Below are 21,006 nucleotides of genomic sequence, written 5' to 3'. Positions count from 1 at the left end.
ATAAACCAGAAAGGTCAACAAAATTGTTGACCTTTTCTTTTTAAAATACCTCACCATTTCTTTCGTTATCTTCGCGATATGTTCAAGCGGTTTATTCCACTTCTTTTCGTTTTCGCAATAGTTGCCTGCGGTGGCACATCTCAGATTTTCGAGTCTGCAAGAAAAGCCGATGAAATAGACCCTGAGAAACCAGACATCACCTACGAAAAAGAAGAAACCGACACCCTTGCCGATGTTGAGCTTAAGCAGAAAAAGAATTTCTACTATGGCGAAAAAGTAAAGAAATCATTCACCCGCCATGACAACTCAGCAGGCACTTCTTTTGAACTTTTCAATCTACTTCGCGAACCTGTACAAGTTGACAACTATGTACAACAAATTTATTACTACGACCCGAAAGCCAGGCGCGTAATAATAGTTGCAGGAAAAGGGCAGATTTTAGAAAACGTACTGCACGGCCCTTACGAACGCACAATTAACGACATTGTAGTTGATAAAGGCATGTTCATTTACGGCATGAAACACGAACGTTGGCTTCACCAAAAAACAGACTCTACCCTCTCTGCCAAACAGCACTTCCATATGGGCTGGTTCAGAGATTCGGAAATTACCTACTATGACGAAGCCACCAAAGAACGAATCAAAGAGGTAATTCCAATTCAGTACGGTAAAAAAGAAGGTACCTATTATCGGTTTTATGAAAATGGAAAAATGGCAGTAAAAGGTCAGTATGTATTTGATAGAAAAGTTGGTGTTTGGGAAGAATACTACAACTCACCAGGCACCATTACACTAAAGAAAACCATTCAGTATAGACCCGAATTTTACATGAAGAATTTTAAGGCCTTTGTAAGAAGAGAATGGGACCAATACGCACAACCGACCTACACAAGCCCAAGACTAAGTCAATAAAAGGCATCCTTTAAGTGCTCAACTTCAAATCGGCCCTTGTCAAAAACCAAGGCCAAAATATCAAAGCGTAAATCGCCCTTCCAGCTTACTTCCTCCATGTACCGCTCGGCTCCTCTAATAATTGATTGCTGTTGATTTTTAGACACAAAGTCTTCAGGCAGCCCGTACGCAGTAGAACTCCGCGTTTTTACCTCTACAAAAACCAAAAGCCCATCTTTTTCACATATCAAGTCTATTTCAGACCTACCCGCACGATAGTTTTCGACCAAAAGCTTGTACCCTGCTTTCGATAGAAAGCTTTTCGCAAATTCTTCACCTCTTTTGCCAAACGATTGCACGCAATGAAACTCTTGAAGCTTTAATTTAGGGATTAAAATAAACTAACTTCGAACGACCTAAAATATCGATATGCTAAAATCTACTAACCCTACCGAAACTAAAAGCTGGAAAGCACTCAAAGAGCACTACCAAAAAATTAGCGACAAACATATGCGCTCGCTGTTTGCTGAAGACACAAAGCGATTCGAGAAGCTTTCTACAACTTTCAACGACATTTTAGTAGACTACTCTAAAAACATCATAACAAGCGACACACTTACGCTGCTCATGAACTTGGCTGACGAATGTGGCGTAAAGCAAGCTATCGAGGCGATGTTTAACGGAGAAAAGATCAATGCTACCGAAGACCGTGCCGTGCTACATACAGCACTCCGCAATAAGTCGAACAGAGCAGTACTTGCCGATGGCGAAGATGTGATGCCATTAGTAAATGCTGCTTTAGTCAAAATCAAAACTTTTGCGGATCAAATTACCGCAGGCAAGTGGCTCGGCTACACAGGCAAGCCCATCAAAAACATTGTAAATATAGGTATTGGAGGCTCCGATCTGGGCCCAGTTATGGTTACCGAAGCACTTAAGCCATATGCCACTTTCGGCATTACACCTTATTTTGTCTCAAATGTAGATGGCACCCATTTAGCAGAGACACTAAAGAAAGTAGATGCTGAGGAAACACTATTCATGATAGCCTCGAAGACGTTTACCACGCAAGAAACCATGACCAACGCACACTCTGCTAAAGACTGGTTCTTGTCACAAGGAGCAACAGAAGCCGATGTAGCCAAGCATTTCGTAGCCCTTTCAACCAATGCAAAATCGGTTGCCGATTTTGGCATAGACACCAACAACATGTTCGAGTTCTGGGACTGGGTAGGCGGCCGTTACAGCTTGTGGTCCTCAATAGGGCTAAGCATCGCTTGTACCATTGGTTTCGATAATTTTGACGAGTTGTTAACTGGTGCTTTCGAAATGGATGAGCACTTTAGAACAGCCGCTTTTGAAGAAAATATACCGGTAATTTTAGCAGTAATAGGACTTTGGTATGGTAACTTCTTTGGTAGCGAATCGGAAGCAATTCTACCCTACGACCAATACCTCCATAGGTTTGCAGCATACTTTCAGCAGGGCAACATGGAAAGCAACGGCAAGTACGTTGGCAGAAATGGAGAAGCCGTTAATTACCAAACCGGCCCAATAGTATGGGGCGAACCAGGCACCAACGGTCAGCACGCCTTCTACCAACTAATTCACCAAGGCACTAAACTCATCCCTTGCGATTTTCTAGCACCAGCTATAAGCCAAAACAATATTGGCGATCACCATGAAAAGCTTCTTTCCAACTTTTTTGCTCAGACAGAAGCCTTATTAAATGGAAAAAGTAGAGCCGAAGTTGAAGCAGAGCTAATTGCACAAGGTAAATCAGAAGCTGAAATTGAGGCACTAGCAGCATTCAAAGTGTTTGAAGGCAACAAACCAACAAACAGCATTCTGTTTAAAAAATTAACACCAAAAGTACTCGGCAGCCTAGTTGCCATGTATGAACACAAGATCTTTGTTCAGGGAATTATCTGGAACATTTATAGTTTTGACCAATGGGGCGTTGAACTAGGAAAAGTACTGGCGAAGAAAATCCTTCCAGAGCTTTCTGGAGAGGAAAACGTAGCCACTCACGACAGCTCGACAAACGGCCTGATCAACACCTATAAAACCATGAGAAAAGGATGACAAAGAAATTTTTATACCCGCTTAAGTTCGATACAATCTTCAAAGACAAAATTTGGGGAGGACAAAAGATAAACACCATTTTGGGAAAAGATTTTTCTCCGCTTCCGAACTGTGGCGAAACATGGGAAATATCAGGTGTCCCTGGCAACCTTTCAAAGATATCTGAAGGCCCTCTGAAAGGCTGGACATTGCCAGAGTTAATTGAGGAATTCAAGGAAGAATTGGTTGGAAAAAAAGTGTTCGAACAATACGGCACCGAATTCCCACTGTTGGTCAAGTTTATTGATGCAGCACAAGACCTTTCCATACAAGTTCACCCTAATGACAAACTCGCGAAAGCAAGACACAACTCCTTGGGTAAATCCGAAATGTGGTACATCTTTCAGGCCGATGAAGACGCCAAACTCATCTCGGGTTTTAACAAAGACACCAACCAGCAAGAATACCTTGAATACTTAGAAAGCGGCCGATTAACCGAGATTTTGAATGAGGAAGAGGTTAATGCTGGTGACTGCTTTTACCTACCTGCAGGCCGAGTACACACCATCGGTAAAGGCTTGCTTCTTGCAGAGATCCAACAATCTTCAGACGTAACGTATCGCATATACGATTTCGACAGAACGGATGACCAAGGCAACAAGCGCGAGCTACATAACGAACAAGCATTAGACGCTCTCGATTACAAGCATTATTCAGAATATAAGACACCATATAAAAAGGCATTGAACGAAGCCGTTCCTCTGGTAAAATCCCAGTACTTTCAAACCAATCTTTTGGAGTTCACCACAGGCATAATTCGAGAGCATTATCGCAAAGATTCATTCGTAATTTACACCTGTGTACAAGGCGAGGCTCAAATTGAATGCATGGGGCAAACGACAAAAATTTCAATGGGAAATGCAGTTTTAATACCGCAAAAAGCACCAGAAATTCATCTTCGTACAAATTCGGGCTTCAAAATGTTGGAAACTTTTATGCCTTAGTCTATTTTTGTTTCATGGCTGGAAAGAAGAATATGAAATCCTTCGCGGCCACGTTCTTAAATACTAAAGATAATAGCGTGGTCAAGAAAGAGTTTCTTGCGCGTAATCACACTTCGGCCCTCCGAAAAGCGAACCGACAGATCACGAAATATGTTCGTGTATTATCTGTCGATCAAATAGGAGAGGATACGAGAGAAGCCTAAATTTGCGTGTGTAAGGCGGTGAATGCGTAAGACATGAATATTCATATAAATAAGTCAGTTCAGGTAATCAATCTTGGAGAGGATGATTATCAGCGTGTGTGGAATTTTCAAGAGACTATATTTAAAAAAACGGTCGATCGAAAGATTGAGAACCGTAAGTCTCCTCATCCCGACAATCAAGTTGCAACCGAGAACTATCTTATTCTATGTGAGCATCCTCATGTATATACTCTAGGGAAAAGTGGAAAGATGGAAAACCTCCTCCTCGATGAGGAAGGCTTAAAGGATCATCAAGCTACATTTTATAAAATTAACCGAGGCGGTGATATCACTTATCATGGGCCCGGACAACTAGTGGCTTATCCAATTCTGGATCTTGAGAATTTCTTCACGGATATTCACAAGTATCTCAGGTTTTTGGAGGAAAGTGTGATAATGACTTTGGCCGATTTCGGTATAAAGGCAGGCCGTATCGATGGCCTCACTGGTGTTTGGATAGACTATGAAGAAGGTGCCGAAAACCCTCGAAAAATATGTGCTATGGGCGTAAAATCAAGCCGCTGGGTAACCATGCACGGCTTGGCACTCAATGTAAACTCAGACCTTTCTTACTTCAACAACATTGTACCTTGCGGAATAGACGACAAGGCCGTAACTTCCATGAACCATGAGCTCGGAAAAACCGTAGACATGGCCACGGTTCAAAAACACTTGGTTACTCATATAGCCAATGTTTTCGAAATGGAACTTACAAATGCCAAAAAAGAGTCTTTTAATTATTAGTGCACTTGTTATTGTTGCCATTGGCGCATATTTGTCCAGCTCAAAACCGGCTGAATTTACATCTTATATAAACATTCCTATTGCTGAAAAGCACCGTGGTGTCTGCTGGGTTGGTGGCCCACAACAAATCGACAGTATAGAAATTAACCGAATTGCGAGTCTAGGAGTAAACTGGATATCGCAAACGCCATTTGGTTGGCAAAGTGGGCACGACAACCCAAGCATAAGCGGCATGCACCAAACTGGCGAAAGAGGCTGGTGGGGAGAAAGAGACGAAGGCCTGATTACCACAACCGAATTAGCTAGGGCAAAAGGCATAAAAACCATACTTAAACCACACATTTGGCTACGCGATGAAGGTGGGAAATGGCGAGGAGAAATCGCCATGAAAACCGAAGAAGACTGGCAAAAGTGGTTCAGCGATTACGAGCAATTCATCCTTCATTATGCCAAACTTGCAGAAGCCGCAAAAATGGAAATGCTCTGTATAGGTACCGAACTACACCAAACCTGCGTACAGCGAGAAGCAGACTGGAGAGCGCTGATTAAAAAAACCAGAGCTGTTTATTCTGGCCAGTTGACCTATGCAGCGAATTTTGCCGATGAATACGAAGAAGTATCCTTTTGGGACGAACTGGACTTTATTGGCATACAGGCCTACTTCCCTATTACTGACAGTCACGAGCCAAAAATTGAAGACATCAACAAATCATGGGACAATCATTTATCAACTCTAGAGAAGTTTAGCAATAAGTATAAAAAGCCAGTATTATTTACAGAGATAGGATACAAAAGCACCAAAAATGCCGGCATAACACCATGGGAATGGCCGCAGCACGTAAATATGCAGGAACGAAAAGCCTTATACTCTGAAGAAAACCAAGCTGTGCTTTACGAGTCTATGATGCAAAAGGTAATGACAGCCCCCTTTATTGCTGGCATCCATATATGGAAATGGTTCCCCAAATACGAAGAGCGCCAAGCCCGCGCCAGAGAACGCAACGAAAACTACATAGACATTGACTTTACACCTCAAGGAAAAACCGCTGAAGAAGTTATGGGCAAGTGGTTTAGAAAGTTTCAATAACTATTTTTGCGCCATGAAGAAGGACATTGAGATGCCCAAAGTGGCTGGAGTAAAAATTTGCATTGCCAAAAGCACCAACAATTTGGGAGAAAGCGACTGGGGCGTTTACCTAATCAACAACAACCTTATTGAGCTAGAAAATGTCATGATCGTATCAAAAGGCTATGAAGGTAAAGACAAAAATGCCCGCCAAACTTCTACCCTTCGCCATATGATCGAAAAAGTAGAAGCCCAAAGCGTTGCCAAAATTGAGAGCATTTCTCCCGAGGTTTTCTCCTTCTATAATGAATTCTGGGTGAGCTACTACATCATTAAAGAGCTATTCGATAAGAAGTTCGTGATAGAACCATTTCAAGAGTTCGATTTGCAAGAAATTACCGAGCTAGACCTTCAAGGCAAAATAGCACAGTAGCAACTATTCGCGCGATTGCCTATCTTAATAGGTATGAAACACGCGCAACTAGAGCAAATTCTCTTTCTTGATATTGAGACTGTAGCGGGCTTTGAGGAGTACTCTGAAATGCCTGAAGCACTTCAAAAACACTGGAACCGAAAGGCTAGCTTTTTTAAAGAAGCTGAACAAAAAACACCTGAAGAGCTCTACGGAAGAGCTGGAATCTATTCAGAGTTCGGCAAAATTGTAACCATTGCTGTTGGCTACTTTCGATTTGATGGAGATGAAAACATTCAACTCAGGATCAAGGCATTCTCAAGCGACAACGAAGTTGAACTACTGCAATCATTTGCCAAATTACTTAGCGACAGCTTCCCACCTTCCGTTAAACTTTGTGCCCACAATGGCAAGGAATTCGACTTTCCTTACATTGCCCGCAGAATGGTGATCCAAGGAATTGAACTACCCAAACCACTACAAATGAGCGGCAAAAAGCCATGGGAAATCCCACACCTCGACACACTCGAACTTTGGAAGTTTGGTGACTACAAGCACTTTACCTCACTCGATTTATTGGCCCACATATTAGGCATTCCAAGTAGCAAATCGGATATTGATGGTAGTCAGGTAAACGAGGTTTATTATAAGGAAAAGAACCTTGACCGGATAACCGAATATTGTAAGCGCGATGTAGCCGTTTTGGCTCAGGTATTTTTAAAGCTACAAGGCATGCCTTTGCTTAACAATTCTGCCATTCATATGCTTTAAATATTTGGGCATTCGCAAAAGCGTTCCTTTAATTCTTCCTAATTTTAAGCGCATGCCTAAATGAGCGTATGAGTCGAAAACGAAAGCAAAAATCTAACAAACCAGAGGTCACCAAAGGTGGCTTTAAACAAATACAACCTGTTGTCTTAGGTTTTCTCTCCGAAAACCCGGGCAGAGGCTACCAAATAAAGCAAATTTTAAAAGCTTTAGGCGTTCGCGATGCCAAATCTAAAGGCATGGTTACCGAAGTAATCTACCGACTTGAAGATACCGGAGTGGTAAAAAAACTACGCAACGGTTCTTACACACTTGAAGCAGAACAGCAAACACTTACAGGCGTAATCGACTCGGTAAATGCCCGATTTGCGTACGTTGTTCTCGATGGGGATGAAGAAACCGATGACATTTGGGTAGCCAAAGAAGACCTACTAGGCGCCATGGACGATGACCATGTAAAGGTGGTTTTGAAACCAAAAAAACACGGCAAACATCCCGAGGGAAAAGTAGTAGAAATTCTTACCAGACACCGTGATGAATTTGTGGGCCGCCTAGAAATGTCCACTCGCTATGCCTTCGTTATTCCAGACTTCAAAAAGATGTTTCACGATGTATATGTGAGACTGGAAGATTTAAACGGTGCCAAGCACAATGATAAAGTAATTGTAAAAATTACGCAGTGGCCTGAGCGCGATAAAAAGCCGGAAGGAATAGTTACTCGTGTACTTGGCAAAGCAGGCGAGCACAATGCGGAGATTCACTCAATTATTGCCGAATTTGGCTTGCCACTAGAATTTCCCGAAGGAATAGAAAAAGAAGCCGAAGCAATACCTGACAAGATTACGGCCAAAGAAATTAAGAAAAGAAAAGATTTCCGCGATATCACCACCTTTACCATCGACCCTGAAGATGCCAAGGATTTTGATGATGCGCTTTCCCTCAGAAAGCTAGACAACGGTAATTTTGAGGTGGGCGTGCACATTGCAGATGTTACCCATTATGTAGACGAAAAGTCTGAGCTGGAAGAAGAGGCAAAAGATCGCGCCACTTCGGTTTACTTAGTAGACCGAACCATTCCAATGTTACCAGAGCGCCTTTCGAATGGACTTTGTTCGCTTAGGCCAAATGAAGAAAAGCTTACGTTTTCTGCAGTTTTTGAGCTAGACCATGAGGCCAACATCAAGAAAGAATGGTTTGGGCGCACCATAATTTATTCCGATCGAAGGTTTACTTACGAGGAAGCTCAAGAAAGGCTAGAAACTGGTGAGGGCGACTTTCATGAAGAAGTAACACAGCTCGACACCCTTGCCAAAGTACTGCGTAAAAAGCGGTTTCAGCATGGCGCGGTAAACTTTGAAACTACCGAAGTTAAGTTTGTGCTTGATGACAACGGAACCCCCTTAGGAGTAACGCCAAAAGAGCGAAAAGCAGCCCATATGCTCATTGAAGAGTTTATGCTTTTAGCCAATAAAAAGGTGGCCGAATACGTCTTCAACAAAGCAAATGAAGGCAAACCACTTACCTTCGTTTACAGAACCCACGACAATCCAGACCCGGAAAAACTAGATACTTTCGCCAAGTTTGCCAATCGCTTTGGCCACAACCTTAATTTCGATAGAGGTGGCATTTCGAGCTCACTGAATACACTCATCGATAAAATTGAGGGAAGCCCAGAGCAAAACGTATTGCAGCAACTGGCCATCCGTACCATGGCAAAAGCCAAGTACACCACCAATGCGAAAGGGCACTTCGGCTTGGCCTTTGCCCACTACACGCACTTCACCTCGCCCATTAGGCGATACCCCGACATGATGGTGCACCGATTACTGCAGCACTATTTAGACAAAGGAAAATCGGTAAACGAGGAAGAGTACGAAGAGCTTTGCCTGCATTCTTCTGAAAGGGAAAAGCGGGCCGCAGATGCTGAACGTGCCTCCATCAAATACAAACAAGTAGAATTTATGTCGCTTGTTGAAGCCAAAGATTTTGACGGAATAGTAAGTGGTGTAACCGAATGGGGTATTTTTGTGGAAATCACCGAAACCAAGTGTGAAGGCATGGTGCGCATGGCCGACATGACTGATGATTTTTACGAATTTGACGAACAAAACTATCGGGTGATTGGTAAAAGAAATAAGCGTATGATCTCCCTTGGAGATAACGTGGTGGTTCGCGTAAAAGCAACAGACATAGACCGCAGAACCATCGACCTAACTTTTGTAGAGAATGACAAACGATCTTAAGCAGCTCGTTGAGCTGATTAACAAGCGACTTTCGGAGCAGCAATATGGCCAAAAGCCTCAAGAACTTTACGAACCAATTCGTTACATCATGAGCCTTGGCGGCAAGCGCCTTCGGCCGGTACTCGTATTAATGGCCTACCGCCTTTTTAAAGATGACTACGAAACCATTATCGATCAGGCTTTAGCTGTAGAGGTTTTTCACAACTTCACGCTAATGCATGACGACATAATGGACGAAGCTCCATTACGCAGAGGCAAAGCCACCGTGCACGAAAAGTGGGACCCTAACACAGCCATTCTCTCTGGCGATGTAACGCTTGTAAAAGCCTACGACATGTTACTTGATGCTCCAGGCGACCTAAGAGCAATCATCAAAAACTTTAACGAATGCGCCTTAGGTGTATGCGAAGGCCAGCAGTTCGATATGAACTTTGAACAATTGCCAACTGTAAGCGAAGCCGAATACATTGACATGATTCGGCTAAAGACAGCCATTCTGCTTGGTTTTGGGTTAAAGCTAGGTGCAATGATGGCCGGAGCCAACAAAAAAGAAGCACAGCAACTGTACGACTTTGGCGTGTTCGTAGGTATAGGCTTTCAACTAAAAGACGACTTACTAGACGTTTATGCCGACCAAGCCAAGTTTGGCAAACAGGTTGGTGGAGATATTATCTCCAACAAAAAAACATTCCTATTACTAAAAGCCTTGGAGCTAGCCAACCCTGAGCAAAAGGCAGCGCTTGAAAACTGGATTACCAAAACTGAGTTTGATCACGAGGAAAAAGTAACTGCCGTTCGAGGCATTTATGATGAGATCGGTATAAAAGCCCTTACACTTGCCAAAATGGACGAGTATTTTCAGCAAGGATTCAATGCATTAAACTCATTGGATATTCCGCAAAAAAAGAAACAGCCATTGACTGATTTAGCCAATTACTTAATAGACAGAGAACGATAAATGGAGTTTACCTACGGCCTTATGATTGCCATTGGCCTGGTAACCTATTTTGCCTGGCAAAAACCCGAGCTGCACCGCAAGCTTATGCTCAACCCGTACAATACGGTTTATAAAAGGCAGGTGTACAGGCTGTTTACTTCGGGGTTTGTGCACAACAGTAGCATACATCTTTTCCTAAACCTGTTTACGCTTTACTTCTTTGGTGGAGCAATGGAGAAAATCTTTGCTGTACATTTTGGAGTGTTGGGCTATGCCTATTTCCTTCTACTCTTTCTTACGGCCATTATCGTCTCCAACATTCCTACCACTATTAAGTACAGAAACCAGCCGCATTATAACTCACTAGGTGCCTCTGGAGGTGTATCGGCCTTAGTGCTGGCCTTCATTCTTTTCGACCCGATCCAAGAACTCTGTCTTTACATTTTTATATGCCTACCCGGTTATATTTTGGGTGCAATATTCATCGGTTACTCCATTTTTATGGGTAAGCGCGGCAAAGACAACATTAACCACGATGCCCACCTCTATGGCGCACTCTACGGCCTACTTTTTATCCTTATTTTAAAACCATCCACTTTAGAATCTTTTATAAAAATGGTATTTTAGTCTAAACCGACTGAATTAACATTTTGACAAACGCACGCAACACACTCATCTTTCTTACATTCTTTCTAGTAAATACGGCACTTGCACAGTCTATCGATAAGCACTTTGAAGGCGGTACCCAAGGCCTCAACACCATTCTAAAGAACAGTATTGATTATCCAAAACCTTCTTTGAACAACCAGATTGAAGGAGTTGCGATCATGCAATTTAATGTAGACAGCAACGGACAGGCAAGCTCAAAATTCCTGACTAAACTGGATGACAGTATTGAAAAGGACCTTGTAGAAGCAATAGACCAATTGATGCCAAGATGGAAAAATACTGGTCAAGCCTACTCATTTCACCTCTCCGTACTTTATGGCATTACGCCACAAAAGAAATTGCAGCTGAATGACCAAGTCCTCAATTATAGCCAGTCGATTGATAGATTTTCATCAGCCGGAAAAGTTGAAATAGTTCGAATAGAATCACAAAACACCCTCCTTCCCAACTTAACTGAACTAAAAGAGCGCATAGCCGATAATATTACAGCAAACGAGCTACTTAAAGCATATGAAAATCTAAATCAATTGATTAGATACACTCCATTAGACACCATTTTACTACAAACGCGTAGCTTTTTGGAAAAAGAACTCGGCAAAAGTGAATACACAAAATATGATGAAGACCTGTTAGCCGCGTTAAGCAATCAAAAATCGTTATATCAAAGCCAGGTAGATTCTTTATACGTAGGAGGAAGCTCCAGCTACTACCCAACGCTCAAAGCAAGCATCACTTACCCTAAAGAATCATCAAAGAACGACATCTACGGAGTACTTCTTTACGCAATTACAGTTGACAACAAAGCCAATGTCTCTGCCAAATTATTAACCAAACTTGATCAACATACGGAGCAAGAGGCGATCAAAGCCCTCTCTCTTGTTTCACAAAACTGGATCGCCAAACCTCAAACATACACACTTTATCAGCCAATCATATTCGCTCCCGCAGGGTTCAACACTAGCGAACAGCCCTATAGTCGTATTTTTGAAAATCCATCAGTACTATCCCCCGTACTCATTACTAAAGCCCAAACCACTTATACAAGAGTGGAAAAACAATCTTTAGGCTACAGCACTGTTCCTCCAGGACAAGGAATCCCTACTGGCAAACCTCGCCCAATGAGCCTACCACCCACTAGCAAACCAGAAAAAATAAATACAGAAAAACTCATCAAGACCTATGAAAAAGCTTTAAAAAAAGAGAAATGGGAAAAAGCTTACCAAGTATTAAATGAAGTAATTCGCTTGAACCCATTTAATAAAGAATACATCCTCAGACGAAACCAGCTTGAGTCCCAACTAGGCTTAAGCGACTACAAAGCATACGATCTAGCTTGGTTTAAAGCATTAAACCTTATTAATGCTACTACTTTATAATCTTAGGTACTAATCATTATAAAATGAACAAGCTTATATCAACATTAACACTTTGCTTAGTCAGCTATACACTAAGCGCACAAACTGAGTGGTTGGCCGAGGAAGACTTCCTCAACAAAGAATTCATCAATCAAACCTTCGAAGGAGGGAATGATGGCTATATATCTTTTTTTAAAGAGCACCTCAGTTTTCCAGAAACATCATACAAAGACCAGATTGAAGGTCTACTACTATTCAGCTTTACAGTTGATACACAACGCGAAGAAGTAGATGTCATCTTTTACACTAAACTCGACAAACACATTGAAGCACAGGTGAATCAAACAATTCAAGCCTCTCGCAACAAATGGAGTTTTGGCCGAGAGGGCAAATACACCTTCTACCAACCAATAGTTTACTCTTTGCTTCCCTATTACCCACATACACTCGAAGGCAATTTACCCGAACTGCCGGCAGCCTTACCATTAAAATACCTCCAGCTATTCGTTCTAGTTAAGTCTAAGAGAATACCAGAGGGACTCGATGTAAACGAAACTAACGAGACAACAGCCAGTGAACGTCAAAAAACCGTTTACACAAGAACAGAAGCCGCATTTCACAAGGCCTTTGATGCCGGCCGAAACGAAATTGCCTATCAACTTTTAAATAAGCTGATCAGGTATAATCCACTCAACAGAGAACTCCTACTAAAGAGAATCTCGCTCGAAAAGCAAATTGAAGTAAATGATTACCAAGCATATGACGCCAGACTGCTTGAAGACTTTGTGGACACATACACGCCCCCTAAAGGCACGGGAAACAGCTCGGCAGGGTTTAAATCGGCAGCAAGCATAAACACACTCACAGAGGGTAAGTCAGCAATTAATATTGTTTTGGACTCACTCTATAAGGGAGGCTACTCCGCCTATGCTACAGATTTTGCCACACTATTTCAATTACCTGCCATCAACTACATCGCACAGACTAATGGAGTTATGTTAATAGAAATTAAGAGCAATATTAATGGCGTGATTGATGCACAACTTTTAACACCCTTCGATTCACCAGTGGGAGAAGCCATGGAGACATTTTTAAAGTATGCATTTTTAAAATGGAAAAAGACAACAACGCCACTGCATAAAGTTCAGCCCGTGTTTTTTTCAAAAGATGAGTTCTTACATAAATCCTTAAGGGTCCTTATTCCAGATTACCATTTACTCTCTGCCCCTATTTTTCTTCAACCAACCGAAGTTACCGGTTTTATGACTGCCCCGATTTACGATAATGACATTCCAAAACTTGATAAAAACCAGCAGCAAGAATTAATGGCTTCTAGCCCTCTTTACGCAGAGTACTTAGCAGCTACACAAGATTTAAGCAAACAGCTAGAAAAGGGGAAGGACAAAAAAATACTAAAAGCCCTTAACAGGGTAATTCAGTTGAACCCATTCAATGTTGAGTTAATTAAAAAACGAGTGGAAGTTATGGGCGCTAACGCTCTCGAATCAGACCAAAAGCTAATCGACATTTTAACGCAAGCCAACAAAAAACCCTGATACTTTACAGCATCAGGGTTTCTACAATTAATATTTTCTTGCTGGTGTTGTCACCAACAAACTAACTTAAGCTTCAGCCTCGCCTTGGAAAGGAACTACTGAAACGTAAGATCTATCTTTTCTACCTTTTTTGAACTCAACTACACCGTCAGTCAAAGCAAACAAGGTGTGGTCTTTACCCATACCAACGTTTGTACCTGGGTGGTGAGAAGTTCCTCTTTGTCTAACAATGATGTTACCGGCAATGGCCGCCTGACCACCGTAAATTTTTACGCCAAGTCGTTTACTTTCCGACTCTCTACCGTTTTTCGAACTACCAACTCCTTTTTTATGTGCCATGGTTTGCTCTTATTTTGAAATTTTCTCGATCAATACTTTAGTGAACTGCTGACGGTGACCGTTCTTCACTTTGTAACCTTTTCTTCTTTTCTTTTTGAAGACGATTACTTTGTCACCTTTCACGTGTCCAATAATCTTACCAGACACTTTAGCACCTTTTACTACTGGTGCACCTACTTCTACTTTACCATCGTTGTCGATCAACATAACGTTGTCGAACTCTACGGAAGCGCCTTCTTCGCCCTCCATTAATGGAGCGTAAACGAATTGGTCTTGCGTTACTTTGAACTGCTTTCCTGCTATATCTACAATTGCGTACATTTGAATGTATTTTTCAAAAACGGACTGCAAAGATAGTACTTTGTTTGCCAAAAACAAACAGAACGCCTGCGATAAATGCAAGCAATTTTCCAAAATTAAATTTTCACTTTTTTTCGCCCCGCCATACGTTTTAAATACATCGAAGTTTCGCTAAAGATAATCACTATTATTTAATTACAAATCAGGTATTTATACGCACGTATGAAACAGCCTACATATGGACAAATCACCATGATTTGAACGTTGATTTTTCACCCGCTTTTTGTAATATTTGTTTTAGGTTACGACCCCAATAAACAACCTAACCTCTAGCTCAGTGTGTTCTCATAAGAGTATCAAGCATTTAGCTGGAAACCCTGAAATATATAGGAATTGCGTACTCTGATTTCGATCAGGCTACTCATTGTTTACTTGAAAAGTTAATCCTTTTCAGCGTGACCTTTTTTATCAACCCCAAAAACAAAAGTGAACGAACGTATGAGTAATCAAACGACAACTGATGAACCTTTATTAAAGGAGAACAAAGATCGCTTTGTATTATTCCCTATTAAGCACGATGACATATGGCAATGGTACAAGAAAGCCGAAGCAAGCTTTTGGACTGCCGAAGAAATTGACCTTCATCAAGACCTTACTGACTGGGAACAAAAACTAAACGATGATGAGCGATACTTTATTAAACACGTATTAGCTTTCTTCGCTGCCTCTGATGGTATTGTAAACGAAAATCTGGCAGAGAACTTTGTAAGTGAAGTTCAATACACTGAAGCCAAATTCTTTTATGGTTTCCAAATCATGATGGAGAACATCCATTCGGAAACTTACTCTTTATTAATAGACACATATATTAAAGACCCAGTAGAAGCCGACAAGCTTTTCCATGCCATCGAAACATTCGATGCCATTAAGAAAAAGGCCGACTGGGCATTGAAGTGGATTGAGTCTCCTTCTTTTGCTGAAAGGCTGATTGCATTTGCCGCTGTTGAAGGTATCTTCTTCTCTGGTAGCTTCTGCTCACTTTTCTGGCTAAAGAAAAGAGGTTTGATGCCAGGGCTTACTTTCTCTAACGAGTTAATCTCTCGTGACGAAGGTCTGCACTGCGACTTCGCCTGTCACCTCCACAATAATCACCTTGTTAATAAGGTACCACAAGAAAGAATCCGTGAGATTATTGTAGATGCCCTCAATATCGAAAGAGAATTCATTACAGAATCGCTTCCGGTAAGGTTAATCGGTATGAACTCAGATTTGATGACGCAATATCTTGAGTTTGTAACAGACCGCCTGTTGGTTGAGTTAGGTTGCCCGAAAGAGTACAACTCAACAAATCCATTCGACTTTATGGAAATGATTTCCCTACAAGGTAAAACCAACTTCTTTGAGAAGCGCGTAGGCGAATACCAAAAAGCCGGAGTAATGCAGGACAAGAGCGATGACAAAAGCTCTAGAACCTTGTCGTTTGATGATGACTTTTAAGATATAACCCAATTTCAAGTACCCCCAAACCCCTTTAAATATGTTAGTGTTAAAAAGAGATGGCAGACGCGAGTCTGTTAAATTCGACAAGATTACTGCTCGGATTGAAAAATTGTCCTACGGACTAGACCCCAACTTTGTAGAGCCAATTGATGTTGCCAAAAAAGTAATTGAAGGGCTTTATGATGGCGTTAGCACGCAAGACTTGGATAACCTTGCTGCGGAAATCGCTGCTACCATGACGGTAAAGCACCCTGACTATGCTCGCTTAGCAGCTAGAATCGCTATTTCTAACTTACATAAAACTACTAGCAAGTCGTTCTCTAACACCATGAAGAGACTCTACACTTATGTAGACCCTAAAACTGGTGAAAACGCGCCTTTGGTTTCGAAAGAGACTTACGGTATCGTTAAAAAGCACGCGGCTCAGCTAGACTCTACTATTATATATGACCGTGACTTTAACTACGACTACTTCGGGTTTAAAACCTTGGAGCGTTCGTACTTAATGAAGCTTGACGGTAAAATTGTTGAGCGCCCGCAACACATGCTTATGCGTGTATCTGTGGGTATTCACGGAGAAGACATTGAGAAAGTAGTTGAAACTTACAACCTACTTTCTGAAAAGTGGTTTACACATGCTACTCCTACATTGTTCAATGCAGGTACGCCAAAACCACAACTATCATCTTGTTTCCTTTTAACCATGAAGGACGACAGTATTGATGGTATTTACGACACACTTAAGCAGTGTGCTAAAATTTCACAGTCGGCCGGAGGTATCGGGCTAAGCATTCATAACGTTCGTGCTAAGGGTTCTTACATTAAAGGAACCGGTGGCGTATCGAATGGTGTGGTGCCTATGTTGAGAAACTTCGACATGACAGCCCGTTATGTAGACCAAGGTGGGGGGAAAAGAAAGGGATCGTTCGCGATATACTTGGAGCCTTGGCATGCTGACATATTCGACTTCCTTGATCTGAAGAAAAACCACGGTAAGGAAGAAATGAGAGCGCGTGATTTATTCTACGCCCTTTGGATTTCTGACTTGTTTATGAAACGTGTAGAAGCTAACGAGGAGTGGACACTATTCTGCCCGAATGAGTGCCCAGGACTTGCTGATGCTTACGGGGAAGACTTTGAAAAACTATACGAAAAGTACGAGAAAGAAGGTAAAGGCCGCAAAACGGTAAAAGCACAAGACCTTTGGTTTGAGGTATTGGAAGCACAAATTGAGACTGGTACTCCGTACATGCTCTTTAAAGATGCGGCCAACAAAAAATCGAACCAGAAGAACTTGGGTACTATTAAGTCTTCTAACCTATGTACAGAAATTATTGAGTACACCGCTCCAGACGAAGTGGCCGTATGTAACCTAGCTTCAATTGCGCTACCAATGTACGTAAACGAAGAAACTGGTACTTACGACTTCCAACGCCTGTACGATGTAACTTACGTAGCTACTAAAAACCTGAATAAGGTAATTGATGTAAACTACTACCCTGTTGAGGAAGCTAAGAACTCAAACATGCGCCACAGACCTATCGGGCTAGGCGTGCAGGGTTTGGCGGACGCCTTCATTATGATGGGCTTCCCGTTTGAGTCTGAAGAAGCGAGAAAACTGAACAGAGATATCTTTGAGACCATCTACTTTGCAGCAATGACAGCTTCTAAAGATCTTGCGCAGGTAGAAGGACCATATGAAACATTTAAAGGTTCTCCGGTTTCTAAAGGCATCTTCCAGTACGACATGTGGGGTGTAACACCAGACTCTGGTCTTTGGGATTGGGAATCGCTTAAGAAAGAAGTGAAGAAGCACGGTGTAAGAAACTCGCTATTGGTAGCGCCAATGCCTACAGCTTCTACTTCTCAAATTCTTGGAAACAACGAGTGTTTTGAGCCTTATACTTCAAACATCTACACCAGAAGAACACTTTCTGGAGAGTTTGTGGTAGTGAACAAGCACTTAATGAAAGACTTGATCAAGCTTGGCTTGTGGAACTCTGACATGAAAAATAAGCTGATTGCAGCTAAAGGTTCTGTTCAGGGTATCAAGGAAATTCCAGATAACATTAAGGAACTATATAAAACCGTTTGGGAAATCTCTCAAAAGGCCATTATCGATATGTCGGCCGACCGTGGTGCATACATCTGCCAGTCGCAGAGTTTGAACATCCACATTCAAGATCCGAACTTCGGTAAAATGACATCTATGCACTTCTATGCATGGAAAAAAGGCCTGAAAACAGGTATGTACTACCTAAGATCGAGAGCAGCTGCAGATGCTATTCAGTTTACTGTAGACAAAGCAGCAGCTTCGGCACCAACGGCACAAGAAATGGAGCAAAAAGCAGCCGACATGGCTTGCTCTTTGGATAATCCAGACGCATGCGAAGCATGCGGAAGTTAGTATGTATAGGGGTTGATTACTACTAACATGGAGCTCTGGTCGAAAGGCCAGAGCTTTTTTTATGCCTGCACCATAATAGCATCAATAATTCGTATTAATCTTAATGCAACAATGTTGCATTTACAGAAAAATGCGCTTAACATTGCACATGCTTAAAACGGTTAAGACATCCGCTTGTTTGGATAATTGGGGCATCGGCATCTCCCTCGTGTGCTCCGTGCATTGCGCTGCCATGCCCCTAATTTTACTCTCCTCGGCATTTATCAATACCCAAGCCGGATTGCTAGAAAGTATCGAGCTGCCATTATTTATCCTTGCTGCCATATTAGGAACCACCTCTATTCTTCAAACATACTTTAGAACAAGTAGAGCTTTACCACTACTTCTGCTAGCTACTGGCTTAGTACTCATAATTATGGGAGGCTATTCAGAAGGCTACTTGGAGGTAGCTTTTCGTGTTTCGGGTTCTCTCAGCCTAGTTTTTGCCCATTTCACCAATAAGAAAATTCTAAAAGCACAGGTAAAATGAGATTCTTATTCATATTCAGCTTTCTCCTGCTACCAATCTCTCAACCCGAAGGCTGGGAGATTTTCGGTAAGGTGGTATTCGAACCACAGTACTTTGAAGAATTAGACATGTATTTTGAGGTGCCGGTATTCGACAAAAACCTTATAGCCCTCGAAAACTCAGAAGTAACACTGTCGGGCTATCACATTCCTTTAGCACTCGACTCATCAGTGGTCATCTCTTCGCTCCCATTTAGCTCATGTTTTTTCTGCGGTGGTGCTGGCCCAGAAACCGTAGCGGAAATTCAGTTTTCGGAACTACCTAAAAACATATACCCAGACCAGCTTATAAAAGCCAGAGGAAAGCTGAAGCTTAACGCTACCGATGTAAACCATATGAATTTCATTTTGACTGAGGCCAAACTCATTGAATAAAATGCGCGCGTTCAACACCTTTTTAATTATTAGCCTGTTCTGTTTTTCATGTCAATCAAAACCATCCGAAGGTGAGCAACTACTTGCAGAGGCGCACGAAAAACAAACCCAATCCATAGCACTCATTGGCGAGCTAGAGCAATCACTAGAAACCACCTCTATTGAAGCACGTGACAGCCTAATACAAGTGCTTCACGAATTAGAAGAAAGCCTCTTTGAAATACCTGGCTACCACCTAGAGCTCCCCGGACACGAAGGCCATGACCATGGACATTCAAAAATTGAATTGAGCAATCAGGCCATATACGATGTGCAGGTAGACCTGCTAAAGCAACTCAACGAAATCAAAAAAATCGTAACTCATAAATGAAAAAATTACCGGTAACTGTCCTTTCTGGCTTTTTAGGCGCAGGAAAAACCACTTTGCTAAACCACGTATTGCACAATAAAGAAGGTATGCGCGTGGCTGTAATCGTAAACGATATGAGCGAAGTAAATATAGATGCCGAATTAGTAAAGCAGGGCAATACGCTTAGCCGAACCGATGAGAAGCTGGTGGAGATGAGCAATGGCTGTATTTGCTGCACGCTTAGAGAAGACTTGATTGAAGAAGTAGCAAAGTTGGCCCTAGAAGGCAAATACGACTACTTATTGATTGAAAGTACTGGTATATCCGAACCACTGCCAGTAGCCCAAACCTTTTGGTTTGAGAGTGATGAGCTAGAAGTAAACCTATCTGATGTCTGCGCACTGGATACCATGGTTACGGTTGTAGATGCTTTCAACTTCTTAAAAGACTTTGGCTCTCCTGACACTATTGCCAGTAGAGAGATGAACGATGATGAAGACAACCGTTCCATTGTAAACCTACTCACCGATCAGGTGGAGTTTGCCGATGTGATCTTAATTAACAAGGCCGATTTGGTAAGCAAAGACCAACTCAGCTTTTTGCAAAGTATAATCAAGAAACTAAACCCAAAGGCGAAAACAATACTTACCGAATTTGGCAAAGTAGCCTTAAATGAAATTTTAGCCACCAAACGCTTCGATTACGAAACTACATCCGAATCGGCTGGGTGGATACAGGAATTAGAGAACGAACACCAACCGGAAACCGAAGAATACGGCATTGGGTCTTTTGTATTCAGAAGCCCAACGCCTTTTCATCCTGGTCGTTTCTGGGAATACGTTTCAAAGCTCTGGCCAGCCAATATCATCCGTAGCAAGGGCCTCTTTTGGCTAGCCTCGCGGTCTAACGAAGCCCTATCTTGGAGCCAAGCCGGAGGTTCCCTTAGAGCAGATTCAGCAGGTGTTTGGTGGTGCTCTATGCCTTTTGAACAAAGGAGCAGATACGAGGCATTTGTGGAAAACAAAGCCCAAATAGAATCGGGGTGGAGTAAAGAATTTGGTGATAGAAAAAATGAGCTTGTAATCATTGGCCAAAACCTAAACGAGGAGAGTATTCGTAAAGAATTGACCGAATGCCTTTGCTCTGAGAGTGAGGTAAGCCAATGGCGGCAAGGTGTAAAGTTCGAAGATCAATGGCCAATACACTACGAACAGTAAA

Annotated in this window: 21 protein-coding genes; 18 read left to right on the top strand and 3 right to left on the bottom strand. The window is 42.0% G+C overall.

All coding sequences use genetic code 11. The annotated features are described in order from the left end of the window. The first annotated feature begins 78 nt into the window (after positions 1-78). Positions 79-912: a toxin-antitoxin system YwqK family antitoxin gene (locus BMW98_RS06705; protein WP_090257739.1), complete on the top strand. Its 834-nt coding sequence runs from the start codon at positions 79-81 to the stop codon at positions 910-912. Here BMW98_RS06705 and BMW98_RS06700 read toward each other — a convergent pair. Then, positions 906-1,250 (bottom strand): YraN family protein, encoded by a 345-nt coding sequence (locus BMW98_RS06700; protein ID WP_090257738.1) that lies wholly within the window; start codon positions 1,248-1,250, stop codon positions 906-908. The genes BMW98_RS06705 and BMW98_RS06700 overlap by 7 nt on opposite strands. Positions 1,251-1,320: 70 nt before the next feature. Here BMW98_RS06700 and pgi point away from each other — a divergent pair, with 70 nt between their 5' ends. The 11 genes from pgi (at position 1,321) to BMW98_RS06640 (ending at position 13,951) form a co-directional block, all read left to right on the top strand. Further along, positions 1,321-2,976, top strand: coding sequence for a glucose-6-phosphate isomerase (gene pgi, locus BMW98_RS06695; protein WP_090257737.1), 1,656 nt, complete (start codon positions 1,321-1,323; stop codon positions 2,974-2,976). After that, positions 2,973-3,959, top strand: coding sequence for a type I phosphomannose isomerase catalytic subunit (locus BMW98_RS06690; RefSeq protein WP_090257736.1), 987 nt, complete (start codon positions 2,973-2,975; stop codon positions 3,957-3,959). Before pgi ends, BMW98_RS06690 begins: the two co-directional genes overlap by 4 nt. Before the next feature lie 236 nt (positions 3,960-4,195). Beyond that, positions 4,196-4,945 carry a lipoyl(octanoyl) transferase LipB gene (lipB, locus tag BMW98_RS06680; protein ID WP_090257734.1) on the top strand — a complete coding sequence of 250 codons (750 nt, stop codon included), beginning with the start codon at positions 4,196-4,198 and terminating at the stop codon, positions 4,943-4,945. Then, positions 4,917-6,032: a glycoside hydrolase family 113 gene (locus tag BMW98_RS06675; RefSeq protein WP_245733502.1), complete on the top strand. Its 1,116-nt coding sequence runs from the start codon at positions 4,917-4,919 to the stop codon at positions 6,030-6,032. The genes lipB and BMW98_RS06675 overlap by 29 nt, the downstream gene beginning before the upstream one ends. Before the next feature lie 13 nt (positions 6,033-6,045). Next, positions 6,046-6,444 carry a hypothetical protein gene (locus BMW98_RS06670; RefSeq protein ID WP_090257733.1) on the top strand — a complete coding sequence of 133 codons (399 nt, stop codon included), beginning with the start codon at positions 6,046-6,048 and terminating at the stop codon, positions 6,442-6,444. 33 nt (positions 6,445-6,477) lie between these two features. Beyond that, positions 6,478-7,194 (top strand): 3'-5' exonuclease, encoded by a 717-nt coding sequence (locus BMW98_RS06665; RefSeq protein WP_090257732.1) that lies wholly within the window; start codon positions 6,478-6,480, stop codon positions 7,192-7,194. Between the two features lie 68 nt (positions 7,195-7,262). Further along, the gene (rnr, locus tag BMW98_RS06660) at positions 7,263-9,434 is read left to right on the top strand and encodes a ribonuclease R (RefSeq protein WP_090257731.1); all 2,172 of its coding nucleotides are present in this window, start codon (positions 7,263-7,265) and stop codon (positions 9,432-9,434) included. After that, entirely contained in the window at positions 9,418-10,392 is a 975-nt protein-coding gene (locus tag BMW98_RS06655) for a polyprenyl synthetase family protein (RefSeq protein WP_090257730.1), read from the top strand. Before rnr ends, BMW98_RS06655 begins: the two co-directional genes overlap by 17 nt. After that, positions 10,393-10,998: a rhomboid family intramembrane serine protease gene (locus tag BMW98_RS06650; protein ID WP_245733500.1), complete on the top strand. Its 606-nt coding sequence runs from the start codon at positions 10,393-10,395 to the stop codon at positions 10,996-10,998. 23 nt (positions 10,999-11,021) lie between these two features. Then, entirely contained in the window at positions 11,022-12,416 is a 1,395-nt protein-coding gene (locus tag BMW98_RS06645) for a hypothetical protein (RefSeq protein WP_090257729.1), read from the top strand. 23 nt (positions 12,417-12,439) lie between these two features. Beyond that, positions 12,440-13,951, top strand: a complete 1,512-nt coding sequence (locus BMW98_RS06640) for a hypothetical protein (RefSeq protein ID WP_090257728.1) — start codon at positions 12,440-12,442, stop codon at positions 13,949-13,951. A gap of 66 nt (positions 13,952-14,017) precedes the next feature. Here BMW98_RS06640 and rpmA read toward each other — a convergent pair whose 3' ends face one another. Together rpmA and rplU are read right to left on the bottom strand one after the other, a co-directional pair. Next, entirely contained in the window at positions 14,018-14,290 is a 273-nt protein-coding gene (rpmA, locus tag BMW98_RS06635) for a 50S ribosomal protein L27 (protein WP_090257727.1), read from the bottom strand. 9 nt (positions 14,291-14,299) lie between these two features. Next, complete coding sequence (gene rplU / locus BMW98_RS06630; protein WP_090258234.1) at positions 14,300-14,611, bottom strand: 50S ribosomal protein L21; 312 nt, start codon at positions 14,609-14,611, stop codon at positions 14,300-14,302. Between the two features lie 477 nt (positions 14,612-15,088). On the opposite strand from rplU, the gene BMW98_RS06625 reads away from it, so the two are divergent. The 6 genes from BMW98_RS06625 to BMW98_RS06600 all read left to right on the top strand — a co-directional run bounded on the left by BMW98_RS06625 (position 15,089) and on the right by BMW98_RS06600 (position 21,005). Beyond that, positions 15,089-16,087: a ribonucleotide-diphosphate reductase subunit beta gene (locus BMW98_RS06625; protein ID WP_090257726.1), complete on the top strand. Its 999-nt coding sequence runs from the start codon at positions 15,089-15,091 to the stop codon at positions 16,085-16,087. A 40-nt stretch (positions 16,088-16,127) separates the two neighbouring features. Continuing rightward, positions 16,128-18,497 carry a ribonucleoside-diphosphate reductase subunit alpha gene (locus tag BMW98_RS06620; protein ID WP_090257725.1) on the top strand — a complete coding sequence of 790 codons (2,370 nt, stop codon included), beginning with the start codon at positions 16,128-16,130 and terminating at the stop codon, positions 18,495-18,497. Positions 18,498-18,645: 148 nt separating this feature from the next. Further along, complete coding sequence (locus BMW98_RS06615) at positions 18,646-19,026, top strand: MerC domain-containing protein (RefSeq protein ID WP_162844696.1); 381 nt, start codon at positions 18,646-18,648, stop codon at positions 19,024-19,026. Further along, positions 19,023-19,439 carry a hypothetical protein gene (locus BMW98_RS06610; protein ID WP_090257723.1) on the top strand — a complete coding sequence of 139 codons (417 nt, stop codon included), beginning with the start codon at positions 19,023-19,025 and terminating at the stop codon, positions 19,437-19,439. The genes BMW98_RS06615 and BMW98_RS06610 overlap by 4 nt, the downstream gene beginning before the upstream one ends. 1 nt (position 19,440) lies before the next feature. After that, entirely contained in the window at positions 19,441-19,809 is a 369-nt protein-coding gene (locus BMW98_RS06605; RefSeq protein WP_090257722.1) for a hypothetical protein, read from the top strand. Next, the gene (locus BMW98_RS06600; RefSeq protein WP_090257721.1) at positions 19,806-21,005 is read left to right on the top strand and encodes a GTP-binding protein; all 1,200 of its coding nucleotides are present in this window, start codon (positions 19,806-19,808) and stop codon (positions 21,003-21,005) included. The genes BMW98_RS06605 and BMW98_RS06600 overlap by 4 nt, the downstream gene beginning before the upstream one ends. Position 21,006: the final 1 nt, after the last annotated feature.

It is taken from the genome of Roseivirga pacifica, from assembly GCF_900111145.1.
GTDB classification, from domain to species: Bacteria; Bacteroidota; Bacteroidia; order Cytophagales; family Cyclobacteriaceae; genus Roseivirga; species Roseivirga pacifica.
The sequence above is the reverse complement of the archived record's forward strand: the minus strand, read 5'-3'. Positions and strand labels throughout refer to the sequence as shown.